The sequence below is a fragment of the Rhodanobacter sp. MP7CTX1 genome (genome assembly GCF_014205795.1).
Lineage (GTDB): Bacteria > Pseudomonadota > Gammaproteobacteria > Xanthomonadales > Rhodanobacteraceae > Rhodanobacter.
Genome location: NZ_JACHCN010000003.1, coordinates 122569 through 137269 on the forward strand (window position 1 = coordinate 122569; position 14701 = coordinate 137269).

A 14701-nucleotide genomic window follows, 5' to 3' on the forward strand; every position below is an offset into this window, starting at 1 on the left:
GCCAGCTCGCCGGAAGAGCTTCCGGTCGGGCGGCTGACGGTGCAAGGAGCGGCGCCATCAATGATTATCGGCTCCAATGTCTCTCGGGGGAGGTCCACCATGCGTTACCGTCGTCACGCTGTTGCTGTTTCGCTGTGTCTGGGATTGCTGTTCAACGTTGCCCAGGCGCGTGCCGATAGCGCCGCAGCCCACCAGTTTTTCCATGTGCAGTTGGGAGCCGCTTCGGCGCAACCCACATCAGGTCGACTGCTGCTGTTCGCGATCGACGCGAAAACCGCCGAGGCGCAGGCCAAAGAGGAATCCGCAGGCAAGACCAGCGCGGTCGAGGAAGTCGACGCCAATCCGTTTCGTGCCACGCAGACCACCGTGGCCGCGCGCGAGGTGAGCCGGTGGGAGCCGGGGCAGGGCGTCGAGATCGATACTGACCAGCTGGCGTTTCCGGGTGGCTACTCGCAACTGCCACCGGGGGATTACCTGGTGCAGGCCGTGCTCGACGTGGATCACAGCTACAACTACACCGGCCGCGGTGCGGGTGATCTGGTCAGCGACGTGGTGAAGGTTCACTTGCCGACCAACAGCATGCCGACGCTGACCCTGGCCAAGGCGCTGCCGGCGCGCGATCCCTGGGTGCTACCCGCGTCGGCGTCGGCGGCCGCCCGCGAGGCGGCTCCTGCCGCGCACCAGCACGCAACGCTGATCGAATTTGTCAGCCCTTCGCTGAGCGCCTTCTGGGGGCGCCCGATCACCATGCGTGGCTGGGTACTGACGCCGCCGGGCTACGACCCCAAGGCCGCCACGCGCTATCCCACGGTGTATTACACGCAGGGTTTCGGCGGCAACAACGATCGTGTGACGGGAACGTTGATCAATGTCTACGCGGCAACGGCCAAGCGTGAAATGCCGCCGATGATCTGGGTATTCCTGGACGAGTCGAGTGCGACCGGCACGCATGAGTTTGCCGACTCGGTCAACAACGGGCCCTGGGGCCAGGCGCTGACCACCGAGCTGATCCCCGAGCTGGAATCGCACTACCGGATGGACGGCCGTGCGAAAGGGCGTTTCCTCAACGGTCACTCCTCCGGCGGCTGGGCCACGTTGTGGCTGCAGACGCGCTATCCGAAAGTGTTCGGTGGCACCTGGTCCACCTCGCCCGATCCCAGCGACTTCCACGATTTCACCGGGGTGGATCTGTACGCGGCGAACGCCAATATCTACCGCAAACCGGATGGTTCGGCGTACCCGCTGGTGCGCGATCACGAAAAGGTGCTCGGCACCTTCGAGCAGTTCTCCAAGCTTGAACGGGTACTCGGTGCTTACGGCGGCCAGCTCGCCTCGTTCGACTGGGTGTTCTCGCCGCGCGGCAAAGATGGCCAGCCGATGCCGATGTTCAATCGGGATACCGGAGTCATCGACCCTGCCGTGGTTACCTACTGGCGCGACCACTACGACATTGCCTATCGGTTGCAGCAGCAGTGGCCACAGCTGAAGGCCGACCTGGACGGCAAGATCCACCTGTACGTCGGCACCGCTGATACGTTCTACCTGGACGGCGCGGCTCACAAACTACAGGCGGTGCTGGATGGTCTGCATGCGAAGTCAGCCTTCCACTTCCTGCCGAACCGCACCCATTTCGACCTGTATGTGGAGGGCAGTGATCGGCAGGCTCTCCTCAAGCAGATCAGCTGGGAAATGTACGCGATCGCACGACCGACTTCGGCCCTCAAGCCAGCCCCGGCGGTGGCACCGTGAACACGGATAGATGAAGACTTCGCCGGTTCAGCCCAGATCCCCGTCTGCCGCATGAATGCCATGCACCGGTCGCATTTCATCGTCATGATTTTGCGGCATAGTTGCCGCGCAGGCGGCAGTCAGGGGTGATTGGAGTATCTTCACAGACTGTCGCTTTGTGCCGATATACAAAGGGTTCGATGAGGGGTTGATGGTTGTATCGATGGTGTGGGGCCGGGGTGGAAGCCGTAGCTCGTTGAGAGGCGAATGACGCTTCCTGAATCGTCATGCGAATTCACGTTGGAGGGAATCTAAGATGAAATCGTCAGCTTTGATCGCAGTAGCGTTGGCCTGTTTGCTGGCCGGTTCCACCGTTTACGCACAGCAGTCCGCTGCGCCGGCCGGTTCCACCGGTCAGTGCAAGGACGGCACGTATTCCACTAATGCCACCAAGAAGGGCGCCTGCAACGGCCACAAAGGTGTGAAGGAATGGTACTCGGCGTCCAGTACCAGTATGTCGGCCACCAAGGCCGCTCCAGCAGCGGCGGCAGCGGCGGCGGCACCTGCGGCGGCAGCGGCCGCACCAGCAGCAGCTACGCCGGCAACGTCGATGAAGAGCTCCAGCAAGGCGTCGTCAGCACCCACCGGTGCAGCCGCGCCGGGCGGTGGCCCGGGCATGGTCTGGGTCAACTCCAGCAGCAAGGTCTATCACTGCCCGAGCGACAAGTGGTACGGCAAGACCAAGCAAGGCGCGTACATGAGCGAAGCCGATGCGAAGGCCAAGGGCAACCGCCCCGAGGGCGGCAAGAGCTGCTCGTCCTGACCGCTGTGCCGCGTTGTCGCTAAAACAACGCCTGCAGTAGAACGCTTGTCGCAGTACGAAAGGCCGGCCCAGCGCCGGCCTTTCGCTGCAACCTATTCGGGTTGCCACGGGTCGTAGCTGCCGAAATGCCACAGGTGGCCCTGCGGATCGCGGCAGCTGTAGCCGGCACCGCCGTAGTCCTTCTCGGCGTATTCGTCGACGATGACTGCGCCGGCGTCTTTGGCTTGCTGATAGTGTGATTTGCAATTGATGACAACCACGTACGGACACTGTGTTTCGCGGTCGCCGACCTGGTCGGGTTGAACGATGTGGCGGCCGACTTCCGTGTCGCGTACTTCACCGAGCATGATCATGCCGTCGCCGAAGATCAACTGGGCATGGTCCACACCGCCATGTTCGTTTTCATACACGACGTGCTTCGTAAAGCCGAAGGCCTTGCACAACCATTCGATGGCGGCTTGGGCGTCGTGATAGCGCAGGCAAGGGATGATCGTGCTACCGCGTTGTGCTGAGGACATGATGAGGACTCCAAGCGGAGGACAGAGGGTCAGGCTAGCGTCGTGGGATGCCTGCGTCTTGTAGATTTTCGCGTCTGTGGTTACGTGGGCTCAATCAAGCGGCAGATGATTGATATGCGGGCCGCGGCTGGCCATGAAGGCTGACGGGGTCACCCCGGCGAAGCTGCGGAATTCGTGGCTCAGGTGGGCCTGGTCTGCGTACCCGCAGTCCGCAGCCACGGCGCTCCAGTTCACTGCAGGCTGATAGTGCGCGTGACTGATGACCACGCGAAAGCGCATCAACCGCGCATAGTGCTTCGGTTTCATCCCGACCTGATGACTGAACTGCATGGTGAAACGACGATCGGACATGCCGATGGCACGAGCTATCAACGGAATGCAGGTTACCTGTGGCACCCGATTCAAGGCCTCGATCGCATGACTGATCGCCGGGTTGATTGCCGGGATGCGCAATCGCCGACGCAACCAGCCTTCCAATAACTCCAGCCGTCGCGCGGGTTCCTGGGTTTCGAGCAGGCGCTGGCGCAACCGGTCTGCAGTCACGCCAAACAGGTCGTGCAGATCGACGTCACGTCCAGCCATACCGGCCAGGTCTTCGGCCGTGAAAGCGTGTACGCCACCGGGGCGAAACACCACGCCCATCACGCGTATCTGTTCGGCGGTGTCGATGATCTGGCTACGCAACATCGGGCCGCCGAGCACCGCCGCCGCTGAACGCGTGCAGCGGCGCGTGGCGTCATCGGCATACACGCGAGTTTCGTCTTCGTGCAGGTTGATGATCAGGGCTGCGCCAGGCAGCGGCAGCACGCGTTCATAGTGATGCGCGGGTGCCGGCATGTCCCAGTCCCAGATCTTCTCGATCAGCGCATCAAGCGGTGGTGCGGGAATGCTGCAGTGAAATCCCATCGGCAGGCTCCTGACGATCGGCCTGAGTGTAGAACTACTCTGTCACGTTGTCGCAAGCATACCCAGCACAGGCGAACTCAATCTCGGTCGTCACTGTTTTCGGAAACCGCCGGCAGGTTGCGCACAATCATGCTTTGCGGGCTCGTCATCGGCATCTTCGCAGCGCGCAGGCGGTCGAGCATCTCGAACAGCACATCGCTTTTGACGTTGCTGACGTCACGCGGGCTGACGACGTAGGCGATGCAGCTGAACGTCATCGATCCGGCGTCGAGATTTTCCAGCTGCACGCTCGGTGCCGGCATGCTCAAGGTTCCCTGGTGGGCGCTCAGTACTTCCAGGAGCAGTTCGCGTGCCTTGCTCGCGTCGGTATCCACGGGCATCGACAGCTTGATGCTTACGCGCCCCTTGGCATTGTCCAGGGTCACGTTGCGGACATTCTGGGTGATGAACTGCGAGTTCGGCACGATCATGGTGGAGCGGTCGCCCATCTGGATTTCCGTGGCGCGCACGTTGATCTTGCGGATGTCTCCCTCGACACCACCGATGCTGACCCAGTCGCCCACCTTCACCGGCCGCTCGGCCAGCAGGATCAGGCCGGAAATGAAGTTCTGCACGATCGCCTGCAGGCCAAAACCAATGCCGACCGAGAGCGCGCTGGCCATCCAGGTGATGCCCTGCAGATCCACTTTCAGCGCGGCCAGCGACAGCACGAATACCAGCACGCCGCCCACATAGCCGAGCAGGGTGATCACCGAGTTCTGCATGCCGAGATCAAGCGTGGTTTTCGGCAATAGCTGCTCACTCAACCAGCGCTTGATCACGCGCAATATGATCAGACCGAGCGCGAACACCAGCACGGCATCGAAGATATCGTTGGGCACGATATTGAGCTTGCCCAGCGATCCGCCCGACAGCAGGCCGCCCACGCGTCCGCCCAGTTCCTGCGGCCCGGCACCAAACGGTGCCAGCACGATCGCCACCGCCAGGATCAGCAACATGGTGCGGGTGATGCCGGACAACAGGGTGCCGGTTTGTTCCAGTGCCAGGGGCTTCAGCCCGAAACTGGCCTGCATCCGCATGCCGGTGCGGCCCTTGGGTGAAAACACCGCGTTGAAGATGTCGTCGACCAGATACATCAACAAGTAGAGCGCCGTCAGGATCACGCCGACCCAAAGCATCTGTCGCGCGACGAAGAAGGCAAACGCGATGTAGCCCGTCGCAACGCTGAGCAGGACGACTGCGACGCCGACAAACGCCGCGCCGATCACCAAGCCCACCCACACCGGGCGCTGTGCAGGTGTTTCCCCGGCGGCCAGCGCGTCGCGTCGCGACTGACCCAGGCGCATCAGTGCGCTGCCCACCAGCAGGCCGATCAGCACGGCGAGAAACGCACGCGTCGCCACCGTGATCGCCACGCTGGCGCCAATCGCGTTATTGACGCTTTCGACCAGATTCTCCAGCAGGACGGCTCCGCCGAACAGCCATGGGAATGGGTGTAGCCGCTGCGCTGCATCGTCGGACAGGGCCGGCAGTCGCCATGATGGGCGTTTGGTGGACAGCATCGCCCGTCCGAGCCCCGCCATGAAGGCAGTAAAGGTCACCACCCGGACGAGCTTTTGCGCCAGTTCGTCCAGGTCCTGGCTCAGCAGGTCGTTCCAGTTCAGCGCCAGGTAGACGAAATGTGCGGCCAATCCAACTGCCAGCGTGTACGCCAGCGTCACCGCCACCGCCAGCGCACTTCGCCGCAGCGGACCCTCGGGCATGTGAGCGGTACTTACCCAGACGAGCGTGCGTTCGATCAGCCAGCGCCCCACGCTGACTAGCAGGACAGCAATGATCAGACACAGCACAAGCGGTGTGCGATTGGGTGGCTGCCAGGCCTGCCGTACGGCGTCCAGCGCATCCTTGCCCAATAGCCCTGCGTGCGCCATGTCGTCGGGAAACGCCTTGGCCGCATCCGTCCAGAATGCGCCGCTGAAGGGCGTCGCGTTGCGCGAAGCGAGCTGGGTCTGCAACTGGTCGCGGCGCAGGTCGGCGACGTGGGCGGCAAGCTGGGCTGCTTCGGTGCTCAGCGAGTTGGCCTGCTTGACCTGGCCGCCGAGGTCGCTCAGGTCCTTCCCCAGCTGCTTGCGCTGCGCGCTCAGCTCCGGCGGCTCAGGTGGCGCACCTTTAACCGGGGCAGGGCCGAGCACATCCAGTCGCGCTTGCAGGCTGGCCGCTTGGGGTGACAGCGTGGAGGCCAGCTGGTCGGCCTGTTGCTGCACGGCGAGCGCGCTATTGCGCAGGTCGGCCGGTACATCGGTCTTTTTGGTATCCACCGCGGCCTTGATGTCATCCAGCTGCGTCCTTAGTTGGGTCAGCTTTTGCGCAGGAGTCAGCGCCGCAGTCGCGGCCGCCGCGGTGGCATCTGCGTTGTCTTGCGCCAGGACACTGCCGCTGGACACGGTCAGCAACAGGATGAGGAGATAGCGGAGCAGGATAGGCATCGGGCGATGATCCCGGCCTCGCCGCGGTGGGTCAATCGAAATGACGTGTGGATCGCTCCGGCTTTGACGCGCCGTTCAGGCTGGAGGCCTGCTTCAAGGAAGGCGCGCCCTGCTGATGAGGGACGTGAGTTAGCAACTGCCTGGGCCGATACGACAGGCGGACTGGCTTGCCTCGTGCTGCTGTATTCACATCCTGGTCGGCGCGCTTCAAGCACAATGCCCGTCTGGATACGATCGGAATGCTGCATGATCTTCCGCTGGTTCGAATCCCTTATCGACGCATTCAAAGAGCCGGCGGATGGCATGCCGCCGCAGTCGGTATGGCACTTCTATGTGTTCTACCTGCGCCAGGTGTGGCCGGTGTTTGCGGCCGCGATCGTGGTGGGTTTTGGCGTGGCCATCGTCGAGGTCTCGCTGTTCGGCTTCATCGGCAGCATCGTCGACATGACCAAGGGCGTGCCGGCGACGAGCTTCTTTCAGCAGCATGGTCGTGAATTGCTGTGGATGGGCCTTGTTGCGCTGGTGGCGCGGCCAGTGCTGATCGGTCTGCATGATCTGCTGGTGAACCAGGCGATCACGCCGAACCTGACCAACCGCATCCGTTGGCAGAACCATCGCTATGTGATGCGTCAAAGTTTGAGCTTCTTCCAGAACGACTATGCCGGTCGCATCGCGAACCGCATCATGCAGACCTCCGGTGCGCTGCGCGAGTCGGCTGTGCAGATCATCGATGCGCTCTGGTACGTGACGATCTATACCGGTAGCGCGATTGTGTTGTTCGCCAAGGCGGATTTCTGGCTGGCTGCGCCGCTGGTGCTATGGCTGTTCGCTTATGTGGGCACCCTGAGGTATTTCGTGCCGCGCATCAAGGAACGTTCGTGGCGGCAGTCGGAGGCGCGATCCAAGCTGATGGGCCGCATTGTCGATGGCTACAGCAACATCCTCACGCTCAAGCTGTTCGCACACACGCGTCGCGAAGAAGCTTACGTGGCGGATGCCATGAACGAGCAGATCCAGCGCATGCGCCAGATGACCCGGCTGACCACGGCCATGGATCTCAGCGTCACCACGCTCAATGGGTTTCTTATCGTAGGCACTTCCGCTCTGGCGATCTGGCTGTGGAGCCAGGGCAAAGTGACAGTGGGCGCGATCGCGCTGTCGACCGGGCTGGTGATCCGCATCAACAACATGTCCGGGTGGATCATGTGGGTGGTCAACGGCATCTTCGAAAATGTCGGCACCGTGCAGGACGGCATCACGACGGTCTCGCAACCGCGCACCGTGCAGGACCACGAGGGCGCGATGCCGCTGGAAGTGACCAACGGCGCCGTGCGTTTCGAGCACATCCACTTCCACTACGGCAAGCAGGGTGGCGTGATCGCCGGGCTTGATCTGGCCGTTCGCGCAGGCGAAAAGATCGGCGTGGTTGGTCCATCCGGTGCCGGCAAGTCGACACTGGTCAACGTGCTGTTGCGACTGTACGACCTCGAAGGCGGCCGCATCCTGATCGACGGCCACGACATCGCCCAGGTGGCACAGGAAAGCCTGCGCTCGCAAATTGGTGTCGTGACGCAGGACACCTCACTTCTGCATCGCTCGATTCGCGACAACCTGCTGTATGGCCGTCCGGATGCCAGCGAGGCGCAAATTTTGCAGGCTGTTCGCAAGGCGCGCGCCGACGAGTTCATTCCTCAGCTGAGTGATGGCGAAGGTCGTCGAGGCTATGACGCGCTGGTCGGCGAGCGTGGCGTGAAACTCAGCGGTGGCCAGCGCCAGCGCATCGCGATTGCGCGCGTGCTGCTGAAGGACGCACCGATCCTGGTGCTGGACGAAGCGACTTCGGCGCTCGACTCCGAAGCCGAGGCAGCCATCCAGGACAGCCTCGACATCCTGATGCAGGGCAAGACGGTGATCGCGATTGCGCACCGCCTGTCCACCATCGCGCGGATGGACAGACTGGTGGTACTCGACAAGGGCCACATCGTCGAGAGCGGCACGCATGCCGAGCTCATTGCACATGGCGGCCTTTACGCGAGGCTATGGCGGCGGCAGACCGGCGGCTTTGTGGCGGCGGAGGATGCGCTGGCGTAAAGGATCCGCCAGTGGTGAGGGGTGCATCATCTTGAGGTAGCCAGCAAGTCCCCGAATCGCTCAAGCTCCGCCATTCCCATGTCTGACACGATTGCAGCTGGCTGCCCACCGAGGCTCACCATTTCCAGCACATAGCCTTGCGATTGGATCGGCTTGTCGAGAGTCGGTGCGATGCTCTGAGTCAATACGAATACGTCGATCAGATGCTTGCCGTGGCGATAGACGAGTACCGGCACCCGTTCGCTACCAACATAGTCGATGCGACCACCGATGAGCGCATAGCCCTGGTCGGAAAAATCCTGCACGACGGGTGCGATGGCGATTTTGCCGGCGAACCATGGCTTCACCGTGTGCTGGTCGGTGGAGACCACGTCGATCGGTGATGTCGCGGCAAGTGCACGCCAGTGACTGGCAAACAGGTCACGCGTGACCTGAGACTCCGCAAAGGAGGTATTCGATGCGTGGTGCCATGTGGTCATGACGGCGCCGCCCGCAACGAAGGCGAGTACCCACGAAGCGGCCAGCGTGAGCCAGCGGGACGGTGTTCGTCGCATGGGTACGGATGTAGCCGGGAGCGAGGCATGTTTTTGGATGCGTGAACGTAAAGTGTCTGGCGCTTTGTAACGCGGCGCATCCTCGCGCAGTGTCCGGCGCAGTGCGTCCAGCTCGATCAGGGCGGCGCGGCAATCGCCGCATTCATCGAGATGCGCTTCGAACTCGCGACTGGTGGCACGGTCGAGCTCGCCGTCGAAATAGAGCGGCATCAGGGCCTGAGCGGTCTTACAGTCCATACGGAGCCTGCATGTTGACGTTCTCGGCCAATGCCTTTTGCAGCAGTGCGCGTCCGCGAGCCAGGCGCGACATCACGGTACCGATGGGGGTCTGCAGCACGTCGGCGATCTCCCGATAGGACAACTCTTCAATCTCCCGCAGGATCAGCACTTCGCGGAAATTCTCTGGCAGGTTTTGCAAGTGCTGAGTGATCAGCTGCTGGCGTTTTGCGCTGTCGACACGATCCTCAACGTCGTCGGCGTCGGTACGCGGCATCCAGTGTTCCGCAGCGTCCGGGTTCTTGTCGATGGGGACATTGCGCTTTTCCTTGTTGCGTATGGCAAGTCGGGCAAGACAACAATTGCGCACGATGGCAAGCCACCATGCGCGCGCATTGCCACCGGCGTAGGTGTCGGAAGCTCGCGCGGCGCGCAGGTAGGCATCATGTACGGCATCGGCCGCGTCCTGCTCATTGCCGAGCAACCAGCGGCCGAGGTTGTATGCAGCGTCAAGATGACGCAAGGCCAGATCGTCGACAAAGGCCTGGTTAGTTGCCGGGCTCACGTGCGGCGCACTCTCATGTCGGGCTCTTACCTTTGAACCGTGTGTCGGTTATACGCGCAACATGCGCTGGATAACACCGTCGCGATCGATAAGCCGATGCTTCAGGGCAGCGCCGATATGGCCAATGACGAGAATACAAAGAACCCATACAAGACATACGTGCAAGCTATCGGTAAGCAGGCGCAGCGGCTCGTTCTTGCCGATGAGAATCGGCAGGTAGCCAAGTCCGAAGAAGCTGACCGGATGTCCTCCCGCCATACGATGCATATAGCCGGTAAGCGGAACGAGCAACATCAACGAGTACAACACCCAATGCAGCGTATGTGCCGCCGTTTGCTGCCACGACGCCATGTTGGCAGGCAGCGCGGGTGGCTTGTGCGTGGATCTCCAGATCAGACGAAACACGGCAAGCATGAAAATCAGGCTGCCGATGGAGGCGTGATAGAACAACACCGCATCGTGCCCAGGAGCGCTCTTGGGAAAGCTCTCCATATAAATGCCGATGCTGACATTGAGAAAAATCAGCAGCGCGATAAGCCAGTGCATGGCAATGGCTACTTTCGTATACGACGTCGGTGAGGAGGGGGATATCGAGTAAGACGCTTGAATGGAGATGGCCATGGCGGAAACCTGTCGGGTGCAGCACGGGAAGGGTGCCTACGACAGACAAGATCAATCAGCGTCGAGATTTATTCCCGAACAGCGGTGACGACATCCGACTCCCTGCGTACCACTACCGAAAGGAGTCGCCTGGAACGGGTCTGCCGCGTGAACTAGGGGGCCCGTCTGAAATCCATGGTCCAGTTGATTTCCCAGGTCTTTCCACCATCGGCAGAATAGGCCTGTTCCCAACGTGCTGTTGTCGATGTGATGTTTGACCAGACGAAGCGCACGCGGACCGGCTTCCCCTTCAGCGTATCGTCGGCATAGAAGGTGCCGACACCGTTCACGAAGTGACCTTTGACCGGCGGATCGAGATCGCCGAAGGGGCTGCGACCATCCAGCCACCAGATCGCCCATTGCGCGGTTTTCGGGTCGTATGAGCGAAGGCCCACGCCTCGATAGGCGCCTTCAGGGGTGTTGAACACGTTGTCGTCAACGTTGGCGTAGCCATCCATCAACTTGCGCATGCTGAGGGTACCTTCGAACTCATCCCACGCATGGCTATGGGTAAGCCGCCCCTTGAGCTTGCGATGATGGACCTGCCAGTTGCCCACGAGGAAATCGAAATCGTGCAGACCTGAAAGATTGGCAATCCCCTGCGGGGACTTGGGAGTGTCCTGCGACGCGAATGCAGAAAACCCCAAGCCCAGCATGGCGACGGCCATGACGATGGTGAACACAACGCGGAAACGTTTCATATAACGATCCTTCTGCGGTGGTTGACGCTGACAATGCTTTTGGAATGGTCGATCTACTGGCGCTTTGGCCGCGCCAGCGAATCCGCCACGACCCAGGCGACGCCGGTCAGGGCGAGGTTCAATGCATTCTCTGACCAGTTCACATGGCTGGAGGGATGGGTCAGGAGCATCGGCAGGTGCACCAGCGGGGTGAACGACGCATACATGACGGTGAGCAGGATTGCTCCGAGGCGGGCCTGCACGCCTGTCAGGATCGCAAGGCCCGCTGCGATGTGGCCAACCCCGGTGGCATAACCCCAGAACACTTGTGAAGGCGGCAGCCATTGCGGAACCAGCGGGGCGGTCAAGTTCATATAGAAAAAATGCGCTCCGCCGAATAAAAGCGCACAAACCCCGAACACCAGTTGGCCCAGACGCGTGAGGCGCGTTGCCAGGGCTGCATCGATCCTGGCGTTGGCGGCGTAGATGATCAGCCCGCCCGCCGCGATAGCCAGCTGCTCGGCGGCGCCGCTGTAGCTGCCGAACTCGGCGTAATGGGCGAGCACCAGGCGGCCATTCATCAGGATGACGACAATGAGCGCGTAATAGGCGGTGAGCGCCGCTGCGCCCCAAGCCGCGGTCCGGCGCCACTCGACGGCCGCGCCCGCAATGAGCATGAACGCCGCGGCGGCATAGGCCAGCGCGGTGCGGTCGGGAAAGTTGCTGGATACGGGCTGCCCCAGGTCGAAGTCTTTCCACGCCAGGCTGACCATGCCCAACGCGATCACGCCCAAGCCGTAGATGCGCCAGCCAAACGCCATCGTCGCTTTGTCAGTGGTCATGGCTTTTCCGCCTTCAATGGGGGGCGCGACCCGTGTGCTGCAGGGAGCGGTAACCCGTCCGGATCAAATCCGTCCTTTGGAGCATCCATATATGGACTCTTCCCCATGGCGTTCCCCATCGCTTTGTCGTGCTCGTCGCACTTGGACACTAAGGGTTTTGTCGACGCCGGTTCGACCGGCATGGCCATTACTCAGCTTGCATCGCCCGCGTGACTGAGGGTACATCAGTGCTTCTTGCTTGTCGGCCTCTGCGGGCCGATGCCATACCCAAGCAAGGCGAGCGCATGCCGGGTGATTTCCTTCGCGCCGAGTTGGCCCAGCACCGGATCTTTGCGCCATGTCCTGGCTGCCGTCAGCGGCAAGATCGTCAGGCCGAGCAACGACAGAAACACCAGTGATGGTTCGAGGTCTGCATTCAGCCGTCCTTCGGTCTGCCAGCGCGCGATGGATTCAAGCATGGAATGTTGGTTCGCGTCGCCCAGGCGTTTTCGAATCTGCTGCTTGAGCAAGCCATTCTCGCTGATCACTTCGCGGATCCACAGCGGTGCGAACCAGGGATGTTCGGCGGCAATGTCCATGAACCGCTGCACCAGCTGCGTGATGGCGGCAACTGGATCGTCCGCATGGGCCTTGAATACGCTTTCGACGGACACCCTGACGGGGAGGAAGCGTTCTTCAATTAGCAGATCGAGCAACTGATCACGCGTCTTGAAGTAGTAGTGCACCATCGCCGGCGTCACGCCTGCCTCGCGCGCAATAGCCGCAAGTGTTGTATCGGCAATGCCTTGTCGTGCGAACAGCGTCAGTGCGATGTCGAGTAGCCGGCTGCGTTGATCGATGCCGCCAGCGCCGCCCGTTGGCCGTCCGGGGCGGCGTGGCGCGGAGCCTCGCTTCTTTGCAGCGTTGGGCTCGCGTGCTGCAGGCTTGTCCGAGTTTCGCGACGCCATCTTCAACCTGGGTCATTGACCGGGCGGAGTATCAGCGTATATATTAATCAATCAATTAATTAATTTCAAGATCGACCAAACACGTGAACTCCACCCATGAATGCTGATTCTTCCGCAGACGTCGAGGCCATCAACCTGGCTCCCGACGCATCGCATGCCCGAACACAGGAGCACCCACCGGTGCGTCTGCTGTTTTCGGCCTTGATGCTGGTGATGCTGTTGGCGGCGCTCGACCAGACAATCGTGTCCACGGCGTTGCCGACGATCGTCGGTGAGCTGGGTGGCCTTGAGAGCTTGTCGTGGGTGGTTACCGCCTACCTGCTGGCATCGACCATCGTCGTGCCGCTTTATGGAAAATTCGGCGACCTTTTTGGCCGGAAGATCGTGCTGCAGGCGGCGATCGTCATCTTCCTGCTCGGATCGATCCTGTGCGGGCTGGCGCAAGACATGACGCAGCTCATCCTGATGCGCGCGTTGCAGGGCCTGGGTGGCGGAGGATTGCTGGTGGTGACCATGGCGGCGGTCGGCGATGTCATTCCACCGGCGGAGCGTGGCCGCTATCAAGGCATGTTCGGTGGCATATACGGGCTTGCGACGGTGATCGGCCCACTCATCGGCGGCTTTCTCGTCGAACATTTTTCGTGGCGCTGGATTTTTTACATCAACCTGCCGTTGGGTGTGGCTGCGTTGATGGTGATCGGGGCGGTCTTCCGGCCGCACGTTGCGCACGTGAAGCACAAGATCGACTACCTGGGTGCCGGGTACCTCGCGATGGCGCTGACCTGCATCATCCTGTTTACGAGTCAGGGCGGCACGATCCTTCCGTGGTCGTCATCGCAACTATGGTTCACCCTCGTCTTCGGCCTGATATCGGTCGTTGGCTTCGTCTACGAAGAGAGCATCGCGGCTGAGCCGATTATTCCGCTCGGGCTTTTCCGGCAACGAACGTTTCTGCTGTGCTGCCTGATCGGGTTCGTTATCGGCATGTCGTTGTTTGGTTCGGTGACCTTCCTTCCGCTCTATCTACAAGTGGTCAAGGGCTCGACGCCTTCGCAAGCCGGCATCCAGTTGCTGCCGCTGATGGGCGGCCTCGTTGTCAGTTCGATTGTCAGTGGCCGTATCATCAGCAAGATCGGGAAATACCGCTTTTTCCCGATTGCGGGCACGTTGCTCGCCGGTGTCGCCATGCTGCTGATGGGTACGGTGCAGAACTCGACGCCGGTCGAAATCATGTATGTATACGTCACTCTGCTCGGGCTTGGATTGGGCATGGTGATGCAGGTGCTCATCCTCGCTGTGCAGAACAGCGTGCACTTCAAGCACATGGGCGTGGCGACATCCGGCGTAACGCTGTTTCGCTCGATCGGCGGCTCGATCGGTGTTGCCGCCTTCGGTGCGATATTTACCAACGGACTGCATGCAAGGCTTGCGGCGATCATCCCGCCAGGTACCGAATTGCCCCATTCGCTGGGACCGAAAACCGTTCATCAGCTCCCGCCCGAACTGCGCGATGACTATCTGCAGGCTTTTGGCGGGGCGTTGCACATGGTCTATCTGATTGCCGCATGCGTCATCGTGATGGCATTCGTGCTGGCGTGGCTGCTTGAAGATGTGCCGCTGAGAAAGAAGTGAATCGGATGCCCTGACGCAACCGTAACAAGCGTGGGTGTTGAATGCGCGGACCA

The 14701-nt window shown here is 61.3% G+C and carries 13 protein-coding genes; 4 read left to right on the forward strand and 9 right to left on the reverse strand.

The window, feature by feature from the left end; genetic code table 11:
* Positions 1–99: 99 nt before the first annotated feature.
* Positions 100–1749, forward strand: a complete 1650-nt coding sequence (locus tag HDE77_RS05365; RefSeq protein WP_184416138.1) for an alpha/beta hydrolase-fold protein — start codon at positions 100–102, stop codon at positions 1747–1749.
* Positions 1750–2044: 295 nt separating this feature from the next.
* Positions 2045–2551 (forward strand): DUF3761 domain-containing protein, encoded by a 507-nt coding sequence (locus tag HDE77_RS05370; protein WP_184416139.1) that lies wholly within the window; start codon positions 2045–2047, stop codon positions 2549–2551.
* Positions 2552–2643: 92 nt separating this feature from the next.
* Here the strand turns inward: HDE77_RS05370 and HDE77_RS05375 are convergent, their stop codons facing one another.
* The 3 genes from HDE77_RS05375 to HDE77_RS05385 form a co-directional block, all read right to left on the reverse strand.
* Positions 2644–3069, reverse strand: a complete 426-nt coding sequence (locus HDE77_RS05375) for a VOC family protein (RefSeq protein ID WP_184416140.1) — start codon at positions 3067–3069, stop codon at positions 2644–2646.
* Positions 3070–3159: 90 nt separating this feature from the next.
* Positions 3160–3975, reverse strand: coding sequence for a helix-turn-helix domain-containing protein (locus HDE77_RS05380; RefSeq protein ID WP_184416141.1), 816 nt, complete (start codon positions 3973–3975; stop codon positions 3160–3162).
* 77 nt (positions 3976–4052) lie between these two features.
* The gene (locus tag HDE77_RS05385; protein WP_184416142.1) at positions 4053–6461 is read right to left on the reverse strand and encodes a DUF3772 domain-containing protein; all 2409 of its coding nucleotides are present in this window, start codon (positions 6459–6461) and stop codon (positions 4053–4055) included.
* Positions 6462–6710: 249 nt separating this feature from the next.
* Between HDE77_RS05385 and HDE77_RS05390 the strand changes: the two genes are divergently transcribed.
* The gene (locus HDE77_RS05390) at positions 6711–8552 is read left to right on the forward strand and encodes an ABC transporter ATP-binding protein (RefSeq protein ID WP_184416348.1); all 1842 of its coding nucleotides are present in this window, start codon (positions 6711–6713) and stop codon (positions 8550–8552) included.
* A gap of 26 nt (positions 8553–8578) precedes the next feature.
* Here HDE77_RS05390 and HDE77_RS05395 read toward each other — a convergent pair whose 3' ends face one another.
* The 6 genes from HDE77_RS05395 to HDE77_RS05420 form a co-directional block, all read right to left on the reverse strand.
* The gene (locus HDE77_RS05395; protein ID WP_184416143.1) at positions 8579–9343 is read right to left on the reverse strand and encodes a zf-HC2 domain-containing protein; all 765 of its coding nucleotides are present in this window, start codon (positions 9341–9343) and stop codon (positions 8579–8581) included.
* Positions 9333–9887, reverse strand: a complete 555-nt coding sequence (locus HDE77_RS05400) for a sigma-70 family RNA polymerase sigma factor (RefSeq protein WP_184416144.1) — start codon at positions 9885–9887, stop codon at positions 9333–9335. Before HDE77_RS05400 ends, HDE77_RS05395 begins: the two co-directional genes overlap by 11 nt.
* A gap of 48 nt (positions 9888–9935) precedes the next feature.
* On the reverse strand, positions 9936–10508 hold the full coding sequence (locus tag HDE77_RS05405) for a cytochrome b (protein ID WP_184416145.1): 573 nt from the start codon (positions 10506–10508) through the stop codon (positions 9936–9938).
* A gap of 152 nt (positions 10509–10660) precedes the next feature.
* On the reverse strand, positions 10661–11230 hold the full coding sequence (locus HDE77_RS05410; RefSeq protein WP_221444134.1) for a hypothetical protein: 570 nt from the start codon (positions 11228–11230) through the stop codon (positions 10661–10663).
* A gap of 71 nt (positions 11231–11301) precedes the next feature.
* Positions 11302–12069: a DoxX family membrane protein gene (locus HDE77_RS05415; protein WP_184416146.1), complete on the reverse strand. Its 768-nt coding sequence runs from the start codon at positions 12067–12069 to the stop codon at positions 11302–11304.
* 224 nt (positions 12070–12293) lie between these two features.
* A complete protein-coding gene (locus tag HDE77_RS05420) occupies positions 12294–13016 on the reverse strand; it encodes a TetR/AcrR family transcriptional regulator (RefSeq protein ID WP_184416147.1) in 723 nt (240 codons plus the stop codon).
* 96 nt (positions 13017–13112) lie between these two features.
* Here HDE77_RS05420 and HDE77_RS05425 point away from each other — a divergent pair, with 96 nt between their 5' ends.
* Positions 13113–14648 (forward strand): MDR family MFS transporter, encoded by a 1536-nt coding sequence (locus HDE77_RS05425; RefSeq protein WP_184416148.1) that lies wholly within the window; start codon positions 13113–13115, stop codon positions 14646–14648.
* Positions 14649–14701: the final 53 nt, after the last annotated feature.